This window comes from Romboutsia sp. Marseille-P6047, from assembly GCF_900604535.1.
Taxonomy (GTDB): Bacteria; Bacillota; Clostridia; order Peptostreptococcales; family Peptostreptococcaceae; genus Romboutsia_E.
The window spans coordinates 115495-133196 of sequence record NZ_UWOT01000001.1; the positions used below are offsets into that span (position 1 = coordinate 115495).

General features: G+C 24.5%; 16 protein-coding genes. All 16 read right to left on the reverse strand.

From position 1 onward, the window contains the following. Window positions 1-9 precede the first annotated feature (9 nt). Entirely contained in the window at window positions 10-3564 is a 3555-nt protein-coding gene (gene smc, locus EIH23_RS00550; protein WP_122638256.1) for a chromosome segregation protein SMC, read from the reverse strand. 23 nt (window positions 3565-3587) lie between these two features. Continuing rightward, on the reverse strand, window positions 3588-4658 hold the full coding sequence (locus EIH23_RS00555; protein ID WP_122638257.1) for an elongator complex protein 3: 1071 nt from the start codon (window positions 4656-4658) through the stop codon (window positions 3588-3590). A gap of 42 nt (window positions 4659-4700) precedes the next feature. Continuing rightward, window positions 4701-5402 (reverse strand): ribonuclease III, encoded by a 702-nt coding sequence (gene rnc / locus EIH23_RS00560; protein WP_122638258.1) that lies wholly within the window; start codon window positions 5400-5402, stop codon window positions 4701-4703. A gap of 151 nt (window positions 5403-5553) precedes the next feature. Further along, on the reverse strand, window positions 5554-6003 hold the full coding sequence (locus tag EIH23_RS00565) for a CD1247 N-terminal domain-containing protein (protein WP_122638259.1): 450 nt from the start codon (window positions 6001-6003) through the stop codon (window positions 5554-5556). Between the two features lie 85 nt (window positions 6004-6088). Continuing rightward, the gene (gene efp, locus EIH23_RS00570; RefSeq protein ID WP_122638260.1) at window positions 6089-6646 is read right to left on the reverse strand and encodes an elongation factor P; all 558 of its coding nucleotides are present in this window, start codon (window positions 6644-6646) and stop codon (window positions 6089-6091) included. Window positions 6647-6904: 258 nt separating this feature from the next. Continuing rightward, entirely contained in the window at window positions 6905-7411 is a 507-nt protein-coding gene (locus tag EIH23_RS00575; RefSeq protein ID WP_122638261.1) for a shikimate kinase, read from the reverse strand. Continuing rightward, on the reverse strand, window positions 7412-7963 hold the full coding sequence (locus EIH23_RS00580; protein ID WP_122638262.1) for a type II secretion system protein: 552 nt from the start codon (window positions 7961-7963) through the stop codon (window positions 7412-7414). It lies immediately after the preceding gene. Further along, window positions 7953-8201: a hypothetical protein gene (locus tag EIH23_RS00585; RefSeq protein WP_147515552.1), complete on the reverse strand. Its 249-nt coding sequence runs from the start codon at window positions 8199-8201 to the stop codon at window positions 7953-7955. Before EIH23_RS00585 ends, EIH23_RS00580 begins: the two co-directional genes overlap by 11 nt. 195 nt (window positions 8202-8396) lie before the next feature. After that, window positions 8397-8930, reverse strand: coding sequence for a hypothetical protein (locus EIH23_RS00590; protein ID WP_122638264.1), 534 nt, complete (start codon window positions 8928-8930; stop codon window positions 8397-8399). Then, entirely contained in the window at window positions 8914-9213 is a 300-nt protein-coding gene (locus EIH23_RS00595) for a hypothetical protein (RefSeq protein ID WP_122638265.1), read from the reverse strand. The genes EIH23_RS00590 and EIH23_RS00595 overlap by 17 nt, the downstream gene beginning before the upstream one ends. Before the next feature lie 97 nt (window positions 9214-9310). Beyond that, on the reverse strand, window positions 9311-10159 hold the full coding sequence (gene aroE / locus EIH23_RS00600; RefSeq protein ID WP_243113285.1) for a shikimate dehydrogenase: 849 nt from the start codon (window positions 10157-10159) through the stop codon (window positions 9311-9313). A 66-nt stretch (window positions 10160-10225) separates the two neighbouring features. Continuing rightward, window positions 10226-12160, reverse strand: a complete 1935-nt coding sequence (locus tag EIH23_RS00605; protein WP_122638267.1) for a PAS domain-containing sensor histidine kinase — start codon at window positions 12158-12160, stop codon at window positions 10226-10228. A 38-nt stretch (window positions 12161-12198) separates the two neighbouring features. Continuing rightward, window positions 12199-12684 (reverse strand): hypothetical protein, encoded by a 486-nt coding sequence (locus EIH23_RS00610; RefSeq protein ID WP_122638268.1) that lies wholly within the window; start codon window positions 12682-12684, stop codon window positions 12199-12201. A gap of 32 nt (window positions 12685-12716) precedes the next feature. Then, a complete protein-coding gene (locus EIH23_RS00615) occupies window positions 12717-15107 on the reverse strand; it encodes a PAS domain-containing sensor histidine kinase (protein ID WP_164488937.1) in 2391 nt (796 codons plus the stop codon). A 182-nt stretch (window positions 15108-15289) separates the two neighbouring features. Further along, entirely contained in the window at window positions 15290-15937 is a 648-nt protein-coding gene (gene sigK, locus EIH23_RS00620; RefSeq protein ID WP_122638270.1) for an RNA polymerase sporulation sigma factor SigK, read from the reverse strand. A gap of 79 nt (window positions 15938-16016) precedes the next feature. Further along, window positions 16017-17684 carry a peptidoglycan D,D-transpeptidase FtsI family protein gene (locus EIH23_RS00625; protein WP_122638271.1) on the reverse strand — a complete coding sequence of 556 codons (1668 nt, stop codon included), beginning with the start codon at window positions 17682-17684 and terminating at the stop codon, window positions 16017-16019. Window positions 17685-17702: the final 18 nt, after the last annotated feature.

Sequence of the window (17702 nt, forward strand, 5' to 3'; positions counted from 1 at the left end):
CTACCATATTTATATAATATCAGTTAGTTCTTCCGCTTCTTTTAATTTCAAACTAATAACTTTAGATATTGCTTTTTCCTGCATAGTTACTCCATATATATAGTCTGCAGCTTCCATAGTACCTCTTCTATGAGTAACTGCTATAAATTGAGTATCTTGAGCTAATTCTTTTAAAAAGTCTCCAAACCTAGCTATATTCGCATCATCAAGTGGTGCTTCTATCTCGTCTAATATACAAAACGGAGTTGGTTTAGCTAATAATATGGAGAATAATATACTTATTGCAGTAAGTGCTTTTTCTCCTCCAGATAATAAACTTAAGTTTTTCATCTTCTTTCCTGGTGGTTGAGCTGTTATTTCTATATCACTTTCTAATATATTATCTTTATCTAAAATAGTAAGTACACCATGTCCTCCACCAAATAGCCTCTTATATACAAATTTAAAGTGTTCATTTATTTCATTAAATTTGACTTCAAACTCAATCTTCATATTTTCTTCTAAATCAGCTATAAGTTTTTCTATGACCTCTATAGATTCTTCTAAATCTTGTTTTTGCTCTTTGTAAAAATCATATCTTTCCTTTACTTCTTCATATTCTTTTATAGAATCTACATTTACATTACCTAAATTTCTAATTTCTCTTTTTAAACTTTCTAAAAGTTTTTTATCTATAACTACATTTTCATCTTTAAATTCTACTGCTTGTACAAAAGTTAATTCGTAGTTTTCATAAAGCTTATTTATATACGTTTCCTTTGATGACTTTAATCTTTCAAACTTTCCTTGTAATTTAAATAAACTCTCTTTTAAATCAATAAACTTTCTATCTGCTGATTTTAATTCTTTGTTAAATTCATCTAACTTTTGTTTTAAATCATCTTTTAATATCTTTTTATTTTCTAGACTTTCATTACTATGTTTTAATTGATTATTTAAGTTTTCTTTTTCATTTTGCTCTAACTTAATATTCTCTTCTAATTCTAGAATTTGTTTCTCTTGATGTTTTGATGAAGATTCAAGTATCTTTACTTTTTCTTCATATTCTTTATTTTCTTTACTTATTCTTTCTATATCTTTAATCAATCCTTGATACATTTGTTTATATTTCACTAAATCTAAATTAAGCTCATCAAATTCAGTTTTGTATTCTTCATATGAATTAGTATTATTAATTAATTCTTCACTTAGTAATGCTATCTGTTTTTTATTTTCATTATGTCTATTATCTATATCTGATATTTCTCTATTTATAAAATTAGTTTTTTCTAGTGTTTCATTTAAGTAAGATCCAAGTTGTGATTTTTCACTTTCTAGTTTATTACTATTTTCTTGTAGTGTATTTATTTCATCATTTAATCTACTTATATTTGATTTTGATAAAATCACATCTTTTTCTATATTTGATAAATCTAACTTACATATTTCAATAGTTTCTCTAGTTTCAATTATTGATTTTCCAACTTCTTCTTTTGTTTTTACTAAATTTTCTGTTTCTATATTCATAGACTTTATTTTTTCAGTATACTCTGATATAAGCCTTTTTCTTGATAGTATATTCCCATTAGTTCTTAAGCTTCCTCCAGTTAGTGAGCCTCCTGGATTTAGTATTTCACCATCTAAAGTTACTATCTTAAATTTATGGTTAGTCTCTTTAGCAAACTTTATTCCATTATCTATATTATCAATTATTATAGTTCTACCTAATATATTTTCTAGTATATTTTTATATTTTTCATCATATGAAATTAAATCACTAGCAACACCTATATAATTAGTACTAGATCTTATATTTCTTGTATCAATCTTATTAGATCTTATTATATTCATAGGTAAAAAAGTAACTCTACCTAGATTATTACTTTTTAAATAGTTTATAGCAAATTTAGCACTATGTTCATCTTTGGTAATTATATTTTGCATATATGCACCAAGTGCTGCCTCTATAGCTTTTTCATATTTTTCATCAACACTTACTACTTGCCCTAATGCTCCATATATACCTTGTAAACTTTTATTCTTTAAAACTTCTTTAACACCTCTATTAAATCCTTCATAGTGATTTTCCATATCTATATATATATTAAGTTTAGATTTATAGTCATTTAAACTATACATATTATTTTGTATCTTACGTTCAAAATTATTATTTTTCTCAACTAGATCTTTTAACTTTAAATTTAAACTTTGTATTTCTTCTTTTAAGTCATCATTTTTTTTGTTTTCTAAGTTAAGTTTTAATGTTAATTTATCTAATTCAGATTTTTTATCATTTAATTTTTCACTTAATTCATTTATATCACTATCTATAGTTTCACTTCTAGAATTAATATTTTCTTTATTAGCATTTAAAGTTGAAAGCTTATTACTTGCATCTTGCTTTTTACTTAATAAGTTTATTATATCATCTTTTAAATTCTCTATTTTATTATTTAAAGATTCTATACTTACTTTTTTATTAGTATTTTTTAGTTCAATAATCTTTATAGATTCTTCTAATTTACTTATTTGATTCTCTTTTTCTAATTTTTGCGATTGTAAGTTTTGCAATGATAACTTATCATCACTTAACTTTTCTTTTACATCACTTGCTTCTTTATTTTTTCTTTCAATTTCACTACTAAAATTTTTAATTCTCTCATTTATAAGATTTATTTCATAGTCTTTTTGAGATATTACTGATTTAATAGAATTTATATAATCTATAGATTTGTTTATAGATTCATCCATTTCTTCTATATCTTTATTAGTTTGATTAAAGTTATTTTCAATATTTAACTTTTCTTTTTCTATCTCACAAGATTGAGATTCAAGTAATTCATTATGCTTATTTACTTCTTTTAACTCTTGTTCTAAGTCTTCAATTTCTTTTATAAAACTATTTACTTCTATTGTTTTTAACTTTTCTTTAAGATCTATATATTTTTTTGCCTTTAATTGTTGATTAAATAGCGGCTTTAGTTGATTTTCAATTTCTATATATATATCATCTATTCTTTCTAAGTTTTCTTTAGTACTTTTTAAATTTCTTTCTGCTTCTTGCTTTTTGTATCTGTATTTAGATATACCACAAGCTTCATCAAATACTTTTCTTCTATTTACAGGATTATTACTAAGTATTTCATCTACCTTACCTTGTTCTATAATAGAATAACCGTCCTTACCTATACCTGTATCTAATAGTATTTCTTTTATATCTTTTAATCTACAAGATTTATTATTTAAAAAGAACTCACTTTCTCCATTTCTATATGCTCTTCTTTTTATTGTTACTTCACTAAACTCTAAATCTAACTGATTGTCACTATTATCTATAGTAAGTGCAACTTCACAGTAGTTCATAGGCTTTTTAGTGTCTGTCCCTGCAAAGATAACGTCTTCTAATTTTTCACCTCTAAGACTTTTTACACTTTGCTCTCCTAATACCCATCTTACAGCATCTGAGATATTACTTTTTCCACTTCCATTGGGACCAACTATTGCTGTCACACCTTCTTTAAAAACTATATCAGTTTTTGTAGGGAAGGATTTAAATCCCTTTAATTCTAATCTTTTTAAGTACAAACCGATCTCTCCCTTCAATAAAACTAAAGGTTATAAATATCATATAAACTACTGTATATGTCATTCATGTTTATCTTTATAGACTTATGATCATCTAATATTATTTCTAAATTATTTATATCAATATCGTCTTCTTTTGTTTTTAAATTAATATTTAATTCATTTTTCATATAATTAAAGTTAGACTTTTTATTTCCTACTATTTTAGAAATATTTTTCTTATTGGTTTTTACTATTATATTTTTTTCAACCTTATTCTCTTTAGCTATATAAGTTAAATAATCTTTTATCATCTCAGATTCTGCTAATTCTCTAAATGCTGGATGATGTGGTCCATCTACTACTGCTTTACCAATTTGTATATCCTCTGTAGCCTGAAGACCTACTCTTATAACATTTATATTATTTACATAATATAAAGTTAAAAGCTTTTTTACTATTTTAATACATTGTTCTAAACTAAATGGTGTATACTCACCTTTATTTAATAGTATTTCAAGACCTGTATCTTTAACAACTAATGTCGGATATATTCTCACACAATCTGGCTCAAGTTCTATAAATTTCTTAGCCGTACTTAAGCACTTTTCTTCGTTATCCGATGGAAGTCCAACCATCATTTGTAATCCTAACTTAATTCCGCTTTTCTTTATTAGTTTTGCGCTATTTATTACAGATTCTGTATCATGACCTCTAACACTATCTATTAATACATTCTTATCCATTGATTGAACACCAAGTTCAATTATACTTACCTTGTATGTTTTTAATCTATTTAAAATATCTTCACTTATACAATCCGGTCTTGTTGACATTCTAATATCTTGTATTAATCCTTTTTCTACATATTCTTTTGCTACTGACAATAAATCATTTTGTATATATTCATCTATTGCAGTAAAACTGCCTCCAAAAAATGCAACTTCCACACTTGCATCTTTATCTATAGTAGGCAAGTATTCTTCAATAATATTTCTAACCTCTTCACTTGTAACATCAGTACTTACTCCTGTTATCTTTTTTTGATTACAGAATATACAATCATGAGGACAACCTCTATGTGGTACAAATATAGGTATTATTCTTTTTTTCATCATCATCATCCTTTGCACTATTATGTCAATTTTATTATAATTCTATAAAATTTTATCTAAGGCTACTCTTGCAGCAAATTGTTCTGCTTCTTTTTTGCTCTTACCTTCTCCCACACCTAATACATCTTGATTAATACCAACTTCCATAATAAACCTCTTATTGTGATCTGGTCCTTTTTCATCAACCAACTTGTACCAAATATTACTTTCCCCTTTACCTTGTAATACTTCTTGTAAATGAGTTTTATAATCTCTAAATATTTTCCCTCTTCTAGCATCAGAAATAATCTTTTCCATATGATTTAATATGAACTTTTTAGCATCTTCAATAGATCCATCTAAATAAATTGATGCTATAACAGCCTCAAATGCATCTGCAAGTATTGATATTCTTTCTCTACCTCCAGTTGCTTCTTCGCCTTTACCAAGTAACATAAATTCACCTAATCGTATGTTATTTGCAACTTCACTTAAAGACTCTTCACAAACTATACTCGCTCTTAATTTTGTAAGTTCTCCTTCAGGTAAATCCTGTTCATTCTTAAATAAATAGTCACTAATTACTATACTTAGTACAGAGTCTCCTAAAAATTCAAGCCTTTCATTAAAGTTATATTTTTTATTTTCATTAGAATATGAACTATGAGTAAGGGCCTCTAGTATATATTCCTTATTTTTAAATTTATAATCTATATTTTCTTCAAATTTACATATATTATCTAAAATTCTTTTACTTATTCTCATAATACGACCTCCGAGTATATTATCTCTAGATTATAGTGTACTATTTTTTTTAAACTATTGCAAAACTAAAATTTTCTTTATAATACGCAAAAACCTATGAAACTATATAAGCTTCATAGGTAATTAATTTAGTTTATATTCAGTTCACTAATTATTCTTCATGGTGATTACATCCACAATCACATGGTTCCTCATTCTCAATATAACTATCATCTTCATCATCAGAAGATAATATTATAGACTGACAATTTGGACAAATTATATCTATTTCATCATTATATAATAAATCTTCATCTATATCTACTAAGTCTCCACAGTTAGGACACTCCATTTCAACATAGCTAAAGTCTTCATCATTTTCTTCTTCAACATCTTCATCTTCGTATATATCATCTTCCATATCAGCTAAATCTTCATCTATTGATTCTACATACTCTATAAGATCTGCTTGTTCTTCTTCTAAATCAACTATAGCATCAGCAAAGCTCTCTAATACCTCTACTATTTTATGTATGATTTTTCCTTCTTTTGTTTCTTTGCTTATTTCTAATCCTTCTGCAAGACCTTTTAGGTATGCAACTTCTTCATATAAATATTTCATGGATACCCCTTCCTTTCTTTATATACATTAAAAGCTCATATATCTCTATTATTGAGATATATAAGCTTTTATATACATAAAAAGATTAAACTCTTGATAAATATTCTCCAGTTCTTGTATCTATCTTGATTTTATCTCCTTGATTTATGAATAAAGGAACTTGTACAACTGCACCTGTTTCAACTGTAGCTGCTTTAGTTACATTACTTGCAGTATCTCCTTTTATTCCTGGCTCAGTTTCTACAACTTCTAACTCTGCAAAGTTTGGAGCTTCAACTTGGAAAGCTTGACCTTGGTAGAATCTTATTGTAGCTACTTCATTTTCTTTTAAGAATTTTATAGCATCTTCTACTTGTACATAGTTTAATGGTATTTGATCATATGTTTCTTCATCCATGAAGTAGTATAATTCACCATCATTGTATAAGTATTGCATTTGTCTTGTTTCTATATGAGCCTTAGGGAATTTATCACTTGGGTTGAAAGCCTCTTCTCTTATTGCTCCTGTTTTTAAGTTTCTGTACTTAGTTCTTACGAAAGCTGCACCTTTTCCTGGTTTAACGTGTTGGAAGTCAACTATTAAACAAGGTTGTCCATCTTTTTCGAAAGTAACACCTTTTCTAAAATCACTTGCTGATACCATTTGGGTTCCTCCATAATAATAAATTTATTGTATGAATATATTTTGGTGACGCTTAGATTTACTTATCTATTATTATAAACAAAAATTATTTTTTAATTTAGCTAAATGTCTATATTAAAGCCTTTGCTTATAATTTAATCACCTTACCTTTTTCAATTATATATTCTATTGTAATCTTGTCAAGTTATATTATATAAATTTTATACTAGTCGAATAACTTTTGATTACCATTATATCACTATATAATAATATCATATATTATCTGGTATAAACAAGTATTTGACTAACTACTTCATTTATATTTTTATTATTTATATCTATTTTTATTCTAGAAGATTCTTTATATTTTTCATATCTTTCTTTTAAAAGTTCTTCTATTTTTTTATATAAATCATCTGTATTTTTAAGTAAAGGTCGTTTTTCACATTCAAAGGATAAGTGATTTATTAATGTAGTTATATTCCCATCTAAAAAAATTACATTTTCTTGTTCTTTTAACAACTCACGGTTTATTTTTTCCTTAATTATTCCTCCTCCAGTTGAAATAATTACATCATCTTGTAAAATTATTTTTTTTAGCAAATCTGTTTCTAAATCTCTAAATTTTTTTTCTCCATATTTTTCAAAAATTTCTACTATAGTCATTCCTTCACTTTTTTCTATTTCATCATCCATATCAATAAACTTATATCCTAATTTTATAGATAACTCTTTTCCTATAGTTGTTTTTCCTGATCCCATAAGTCCTATTAGTATAAGTTTCAATTATAATCCCCCTTCATAATTTCTTATATGTACTTTAAATTTAGTTTCGTATACTTCATTATTTTTGTTTAATTTTAATTTTATATTTATAGACTTATCATCTATATCTCCTACATATATACATTCTACATAATCACCAATTTCATACCCTCCAGGTTCACTTTGACTCGCTAAATTAAGAGTATTTATAAATATTTTATTTGTATTTTTTTTAAAACTAATTTCTTTATTTTTAACTGATGTATTAATAATTCCGTTATTATCTTTGTACTTACACTTTATTGATTTTACACTATTATAATGCATACTATCTTCATAAACTTCTTCTAAATTATCAAGTTCAATACCTATTATACCTTTTGATTTTTCTATTGTTGATTTTATATGTTTGCTAATTTCTAGTCCTTGCTGCTGAAGTTCTACTTTATCTTCTATTTTAGTTTTAGCATCAATACAAACTATTAATAATGAAGTTAATACTAATATTATCGTTGCTACTATTGATAATGCTACTATACTTTCTATCAATAAGTATCCTTTTTTATTTTTCATATTGTCCTTCCTTTAAAAGGACTCTTCCACTAACCGGAACTATAGTTATCTCTTTAGATACATCACCATCAAATACTTTTATAGTACCTCCAGTAGGATTTGGAGTTCCATCTCTTCTAAAATAAATTTTTCTATTTGGCCAACTAATATTTACATCTTTGGGTACATAAATTTCTTTTACTTGAATTCCATTATCGACTAATATGTACCCACTATTTGAACCGTCTTTATACATCAAAACAAAACTATCTAAATTTCCTAGCATATTATTATGTTTAACATATCTTATATCACTACATAATTGTTTTGCAAATGAGTTAATTTCATAGTTATATAAATTAAATTTTGGTATACATATGCTACAAATTAAAATAATTACACTAATAGTTATAACTAATTCTATTAAAGTTATACGCCTTCTCTTTTCATAATTTTATAATTCCTCATAATTATATATAGTTATTAAATCATACACATTTAAATCTTCTTTTTCTTCATCTTGAATTAGATTAACTTTAGTCCAAGGATTATCTATCCTTATTTTAACTAATATATCTTTCTTATATGAACCTCGAGTAGCTATTGTTTTTAAATCAAATTCCAATTTATTAATTTCTCCAAATGGGGTCTTATTAGTTAATTCAACCAAAACTTTATCTAAATCACTCTTAGAAATATCTTTTGACTTTAATATAAATGATCTGCAGTTATCATATTTAAAATAATTTATAAATTCATCTGAATTCTCGGTACTATCTATAGCATTTTCAACTTCTTCTAACATATTTGAGTAAATTACTTCTATAGCACTAAGTGAGTCTTCTTTAAGTTTTAAGTTTTTAATCTCTAAACTTGAAATTTTAATATTACTATATACTAAGCTAGTGCACATGAAACAAATTGTACTCACTAATGAAAATATAATTAATGTTATTATTAAAACAGATCCATTATTTTTTTGTAACATATGTACTTACCTCTAAGTTTTTATCTTGATAAGTTACTTTAACATTAAGCTTATAGCATCTATAAATATTTTCATCTTTTTTAATAGTAGACTCTATTTTATATTTTCCAATTTGATTTTGTTCTTGTAACTTATTAATTTCTTTAGCACTTTTTATTATTTCCTTTTTATCATTAATATAACTTTCCGCTATATTAACCATTTCTATGGTATTTTTATTACTCTCAGCAAACTTATAACTATTTTGCAAAGATATCGCTATAAGGTTTACTATTAACATCATAACTAATAGACTTATTATACATTCTATCAGTGCAAACCCTTTATTTTCATTTATTATTTTTTTATTAATATTAAATCAAATCCTTTATAATAATATTTTACTTTATACTATCTAAGTAAATTTCATTTATTTGATTTTTATCTTCTATTGTTGTGTTTATATCTGTCCATATATTAAATGCTTCTAGGCCTTGATTTATTAGCATGTCTATTCCATAAACAACATTTAGCTTATTTTTCAATGCCCATTTAATAAATGTTGTTTCATGTGGCTTATAGACTATATCACAAACTAACATTTTTTTATTAACTACAATATCTTGATTTATAGGGCATTCATCATTGCCCATTCCAATAGGTGTTGTATTTATCAATATATCAATATGTTCTAAGTTATCTTCCATTATAGTATCATTTGATAGAGTCGCTTTTGTATTAAAATTATTATTTATTATATTTATAATTTCTAATGCCTTTTCTTTACTACGATTTCTTATTTCTATAGATTCTACATCATTTGATGCTAATTCCACAGCAATACTCCTACAAGCACCTCCAGCTCCAATTATCATTATTTTTTTATTTTTTAGATCATAGCCCTTATCTAAAATTGATTTTACAAATCCTTTTCCATCAGTATTATATCCCTTTAGTCTACCACCTTCATTTTTTATTGTATTTACCGCCCCTATTAATTTAGCATTTATTTCTATCTCATCTAAGTACTTTATAACTTCAACTTTATGAGGTATAGTTATATTACATCCAAGTATATTTAATGCTTTAATTCCTTTAATAGCATTTTCTATTTCACTAGGAATTACATCATAGCATACATATACATTATTTATTTTGTATTTATCAAATAAATAATTATGTATATTCGGTGAAAAACTTTGTTCTACTGGATGGCCTAGTAAGCAAAAAGTTTTAGTTTTTGAATTCATTTCATTATATCTCCTATCTATCATTTATTATCAATTTATCACTAAATTATACAATACGTTAATATTTTAAAAACTGCACATTTTCTTATATTCTAAATATGCAAATCCATCTTGTTTATAATTATCTCGTGTTTTATAGGCTTTGTCTTCGTGAACTCTTTTTATATCAATAACTATTTCCATATTACGAGGACCTACTTTTATATTAAGGTTACCTCCATAAAATTCTATAATTAGTCTAGCTAATGTAATACTCATTTCAACAATTTTATTTTCACTATTTTTAATATACTTATCATAATCATATTTATCACTATTTTTAATCATGATAGTTATAAAATCTTTTTTAGTACCTAGTTCAAATACAACGTTACTTTTTTTCATAGAATATTTAATAACAATAGATAATAATATTAATATAACTTTTTCAATATCATCTATATCTATGTTTACTATTTTTTCTTCTTCATCTGTATCAAAAACTATATTTACATCTTCCTTATCTATAAATTCACTAAACTCATCTACAATATCTTCTGATATATCAACTATATTATAATAGTCTTTTTTAAATTCATGAAAATTAGACTGCAATTTAGCAAGTTCTATCATATTATCTATTAATCCCATAAGTATGTTTACATGTTTTTTTACAATCTCTATTGTATTTAAGACTTCAATATTGTTATTCTCTTTCAACTCATTTTTATAAACAACCTCAATTAGCTGATTACTTGAATGTATTAAGTTTAGTGGAGTCTTTAACTCATGAGACATATTTATAAAAAATTCATTTTTAGATTTGTTTAACTTTTCTTTTTCTTCGATTTCCCTTTCTATTAACTCTGCTTTTATTTGTTCTGTAATATCTCTAACTATACCAATCATTTTTATTTTTTTATTTATATCTAAAAGCATTCCACCACATTCTATATTAATTTCGTTTCCATGTTGATCATTTAGAGTATCTCTTTTATATTTAACATTACCATTTATACTTCCTGAAGTCATAATCATATTTTTGTTTATGCTATCTATATCTACATTTGTTATCTCTTTGCTTCCTATCATATTGAAAAATGCTTTATTTGCATACTTAAGCATTTTACTATCAAAATCTAAAACATATATTCCTTCTGGAATTATATTTACTAATGATTCATATTTCTTTTTACTTCTCTCCAATTTTTTTAATAAATTTTTATAGCTAGTTATATCTCTAATTACAAATAGTGTTCTGTACTCCTCACCTTCAATATAATTTACTTTATCTATATTTAAATAAGTATCTATACCATCGCTATACGTATAGTATAATTCTTCACTTGAGCATTGACCTAATATTATATTTTTTATATCTTCTTGATTAAAATCAATATATTCGCTTTTATTATTATTATATATAATCTCATCTTTATTAGCTATAAGAACAGAGTAAGGCATATTATCTACTATCTTTTTATACTTAGTATCATTGTCTTTTATTTTCATATCTATTTGTTTTCTAGAAGTTACATCTGTCATTATACAAATAACACCCGTTGAATTGTTATTTAGTTTAACTGGTATAGATCTACAAGTAAAAGTCCTACCATTCTTATCTTTAATTTCAGTTTCAATTTCTCTATAGCTACTTCTAGATTTTTCAATATTATATATAAGTTTATCATCATGAGCAAAACTATTTTTACAAAAAAGTTCTAAACTAATGTTATACTCGTAATTAATATATTCATTCCATATATCATAAAAACTACTATCTTCGTTAGTTATATAACCTTCATTATCTATTAAAAACATAGTTTTTTGAGAGCCTTTTAACATTAAATTTAATATATTTTCTTTTTTTACTATCATTTCACTTGTATTTTTATTAGTAGACTTCTTAATATTTAATTTTTCATCATGAATTTTAATATTTATGTTTGATCTATTTAACTTACTAATAATATCTACGCTTTTATCGTAATATAATTTTACATATACTTTAAAAATATACATTAAAATATAAATACTACAAGCTAACACTAGTATTGAATTTATATTTCTATTAACATATTTTCTTTTAAAATTAATTCTAAAAATATACCTATAATATACATAAAATGAAGCATGTATTTTATATGAAATTTTTCATTAAATATATAAATAGAAAATAAATACAAGTTAGTTATTAAGACGTAAATATTTATAACCATACTATATAAATTATCATTTATATAGTATGGTAAAAATAATGATATCAATATCAATGAATAATTTAGAGCTAATACAATGTCCTTCGACTTATTATGTATTTTATAAAGTTCTAAATTTACTAAAAATGTCAGTACTATTAAGTTACTAACGCTTCTATAAAATGAAATTTCATTTAAAATATTATACAACTTTAATAAAACTGTACTTAAAAGCATAACTGACTGAAAAATTATATTTTTATATTGACCTTTCACTAAATTACTGCTCAATATGTATAAACATGTAAGAAAAATTGATACATTAATTATATCTAAATATCTACACATCCTATTTCCCCTTCTAGTTTAATTAATAATCATCACGAACCCAAATCAAAGTATATATCCGAAAATTCTATATCAATATTTTCTATATCTGTACTTTTATCTATTTTGCCTTTATCTTCATTTAACTCAATAACTTTATTGTTATCTAATATGACTTCGAATTTACTACCACAACCTACCTTACTATATACATTTATCTTAGCATTGTGCGCTTTTACTAACTGCTTAACTAATGCCAATCCTACACCAGTTCCCTCAGCACCTCTAGATAGAGTTGTATCAACTTGTTCAAAGTTCTCAAATATAGTATCGATTTTTTCACTTGGTATTCCAACTCCAGTATCTTCTACAGAAATAATTATATTATCCTTATCGGTATTAACTGATACCATTATTTTTCCATTACTGTTTGTAAATTTTATTGAATTAGATAATAAATTTAAAATAATTTTTTCTATTTTACTTTTATCTATTAATATTATTTTTTTCTTTATATTAGTTATAAATAATATTTCTAGATTTTTATACTTTGCGTATTCTCTAGATAGCCTAACTATATTCTCTATAAATTTAACTATATCACATCTACTATAATTCATATCTAAGGTTCCATTTTCAATCTTACTTATTTCATCTATATTATTTAGTAACCTTTTTAATCTATAAGAATTTTGTCTAACAACTCTAGAGTAATTGTCTATATATTTAAATTCTTTTCTTGATTCATTATTTTGCAAAATCTTATTAACTTCGAATATTGTATTAATAGGTTTTTTTAAATTATTACACATTGTGTATAAGAATTCTGTTTTAAATTTATACTTATCTTTCATTTCATTTAATTTTTCCTTCATTTGCTCTGCTCTATATTCATCATCAAGCATACTCGCAACACAAACAAGATTATTATCTTCTTTAGAATCAGTTATAGCTATAGAAATATCTGCATTTTCATCATTGTCTAGACGAAATCTCTTAAACTTTCCATAGTCGCCATTATCAATATATTCTTTTATAATTTCATTAAACTTGTCTGCTCCTACTGACTTTAATATTTTTATCATAGACCTATTTCTATATATGTGTAGTTTGGTCTTTTTATCTATTATTACTATACCTTCTGGAAGAGCTTGCAAAAGCAATTTATATGTTTTTTCACTTTCTTCTAATTGATTTTTAACTTCTTCTAATCCTGTAATATCTACAGCTATACTTAACATCATATTTGTATTATTTAAAGTTATATGTGTTGTTATAAACTCAATAATTTTTCCATACTCAGTTTCTATTTTGCAAACTGATTTTTCTTCTTTCCCACACTTTACTAAGTTTATATTTTGTAAAAATTCTTTTCTATGTTTTTTAATTATATTATTTTTTATATCATCTATTAGAAGCACTTTATCCATATTTTTATTTATATTAAATAATTCTAATGCCTTATCATTTAAATAATTAATAGTGTCTATACTATGAATTATTACACCATCATTAATTATATCCATGAGCTTCCTATATTTCGTTTCACTTTCTTTTAATTCATTTTTTATATTTATATCTTTGGTTATATCTTCTAATAAGCATATTTTTAATTCTCTATCATTTATAATGTCTAAATTACAAGTAAATTTAAAAATTTTGTTATCGTAGGTTTTAAGTTTTACTATATTATTAATCTCATGATTAGCAAAATTTATATTGTTTAACATATCATCGAAATTAATTAACTTTTCTTTAAAGCTTATTAATACATTTTCTTTTTTTAGTTTAATATCTTCTTCTTTTAAAAACTTTTCAAATTCTTTATTTCCATATATATAGTCTAATTCACTATTCAATACAAATATAGGTATATTCAAAGCTTCAATTGTACTTTCTATTTTACAGTTTAATGTCATTACTTTTTCGTTGAGATCCTGTTTTAGATTAGATTCTGATTCTATTTCCTTGATTGACTTCGATATGTATTTTTTATTAAGCTTTAGTTTATGTTTATTTTTGCTTACACTTATCCTTAGTTTTTTTATATTGTTTATTACTCCTAAATGTATTAATAATAAATTTGATATAATACTGATTATTAAACTTAATTCATAACTAGCACTTAATGATATTATAGAAAATAAATATCCTATAGCTATAATAAAATTTAAGTATAATTTAAAATTTATCTTCTTATAAAATAATATAATCATCAATATTTTTATTATAAAAATAGCAGCAATTATGTACAATTTACTTTTATTTATAGACTGCATGCCTATATAGATATTTACACATACTTCTACACAGTAAATTAAAGATACTATCATAAATATTATACTTTTATTCAAAAAACATCTTCCTATAGATAGAGTGGCAATAGAAATTAATATTATAGTATTTAATAAACTTAGTACCTCTCTATATTCATATAAGTTCATCCTCATTCCCACCTTATAAAATTTAAGTATTATTTTTTAGTTTTATTTCATATAATAAGTAAAAAAAAATAAATATTGTTATATATTTTTTAAAACTCAATATTTATAAATATATATGTAATATTAGCACAATGATTTCAAATAATTTGTCAATTCTTGATTTAAAGCAAAAAAAAGCCTTATTAAAGGCTTTTTTCTGTTTTAAGTTCTTTTCTAAGTTTTTTTAATGCTCTTTTTTCTATTCTAGAAACATAAGACCTAGATATTTCAAGTTTCTGAGCAATTTCTCTTTGCGTCTTATAACCCGATGTCGTTAAACCATATCTTAACTTGATTATTTCTTTTTCTCGATCAGTTAAAATTTTTTCTAGATTTTCATAAAGTTTACTTATTTCAACCTTTAGTTCAACTTGATCTACAACATAATCGATATCTGTTCCAAGAACATCAATTAAACTAATTTCATTACCTTCTTTATCCATTCCAATTGGATCTTGAAGTGATACTTGAAACTTATTCTTCTTATTAGTTCTAATATTCATAAGAATTTCATTTTCAATACATTTAGATGCATATGTTGCTAATCTAGTGCCTTTTTCTACATTATATGTTTCTATAGCTTTTATCAGTCCTATTGTTCCTATAGAAATAAGATCATCTTGATCTTCTGTAGAGTTGTTATATTTCTTAGCTATATGAGCTACTAATCTCATGTTCCTTTCAATTAATACTTCCTTAGCTGACTCGTCATTTTCTAGCTTAAACCTAGTTAAATAGTATACTTCTTCTTCAGGGGTTAATGGTTTTTCAAATGATTTGAGAATAGTCAACTGCCTCCCCCCTTTTTAACCATATATCATTTTAAATTATATGTTTCAAGGATGAGTAAGTTTACTATTCTTTAAAATATTACTTATTTATTTTATTACAAATCTCTTTAAATATAGGTATTGCTGATTTACTTTCATTCTCTGTTCCTTCTACTAAGACAGTTATTGCATACTTAGCATTATCACTTGGATAAAATCCTGTAATCCATCCATGTGTTATAGAAACACCATTAAGACTACTTTGAGCTGTTCCTGTTTTAACTCCACATCTACCATCTAGGTCATTAAGCTCTTTAGCTGTTCCATCTTTTGAAACAGATTTCATAATTTCTTTTATTTTTGTCATTATATATGGTGATATAATTTCTTCACTCTTAGAATTTTGGAATTTTTTTATAATATTTTTATCATTATTAATTATACTATCATACATATATAAGGGTTTATAAGTACCATTATTAGCAATTATTTGTGTTAGTTGATTTATTTGTATAGGTGTAAATTCTATATCAGCTTGACCTATAGCCAAATTTCGTATAGAAATTTCATCAGGTATATTAGATGATACTTCCTCTTCTAATCCAATTCCTACAGATTCATCTAAATGAAGTGTTTTCACTGCCTCTATTATTTTTTCTTTACCAACTTTCATAGCTATATCTAAAAATGCCGGATTACAAGAATTTGCAAATGCATCTTCTAATGATTCTATTCCATGACCATCAGCTTTATGACAGTGCAGTATTTCTTCAGTATCACCTATAGTAGTTTTACCTGTACAATTATACGTATAACTATCATCTATAATCCCATTTGATAAAGCAGCGTATAATACAACTAATTTAAATACCGAACCTGGTGGATACGTTACTGATATAGCTCTATTCTCCAATTCCCTATTTGTACTATTAATATAATTAGCTATATTATTTTGATTATAATTAGGTCTTGAGCATATAGATAGTATCTCTCCTGTTTCAATATCCGATATAACAACTGCTGTTGGATTAGATTCTTTATCAACTACATCTTCTACTATTTTTTGTATTTTAGAATCGATTGTAAGTTTTATATGTTTATCTGTATCATTATCTTTTACAGTTTTTATACTTCCATCTAAAATATCCAAGCCTTGACTCTTCCCAGAATCAGCTGCTTTAAATACAGAAACATATTCTTCATTATTATCTTTTAAAATATCATCTAAATTTTTTTCTATACCACTTTGGGCACTTTGATCAGATTTTTTTAAATATCCAATTGTGTGAGTTAAAAGATTTTTATCAGAGTATCTTATAGTTTTTTCTTCTATTATTATTCCAAGTTGTTCAAGATCTTCAGTTTTATCTTTATTAATTTTATCTACTTCAATCTCTATTATGTTAGACAATAGTTGATCTTGAACAGCTTTGTATATATCTTCATCACTAAGATTAGTTGCTTCTTTTATTAAGTTTATATTATCATGATCCCCACTTAAAATTTTATTAGGAATTAGCAAAACTGTTTCTTTTTCTGTATCAGTAAGTTTAACATTATTTCTATCATAAATTATACCTCTTCCACTATTTAAACTTACTTTTTCAGTACTTTGGCGCTCTACTCTATTAGAGTATTCTTCACCTTTAAATATTGATATATATGAGATCCTATAAATTAAAAAGCCATATATTATCAAACTAATTAAGAATACACTCTTTATGCGACTTCTACTTTTTATAGATAATGGACCTTTTATTCTTGACATAAAATCACCCCTTAGATA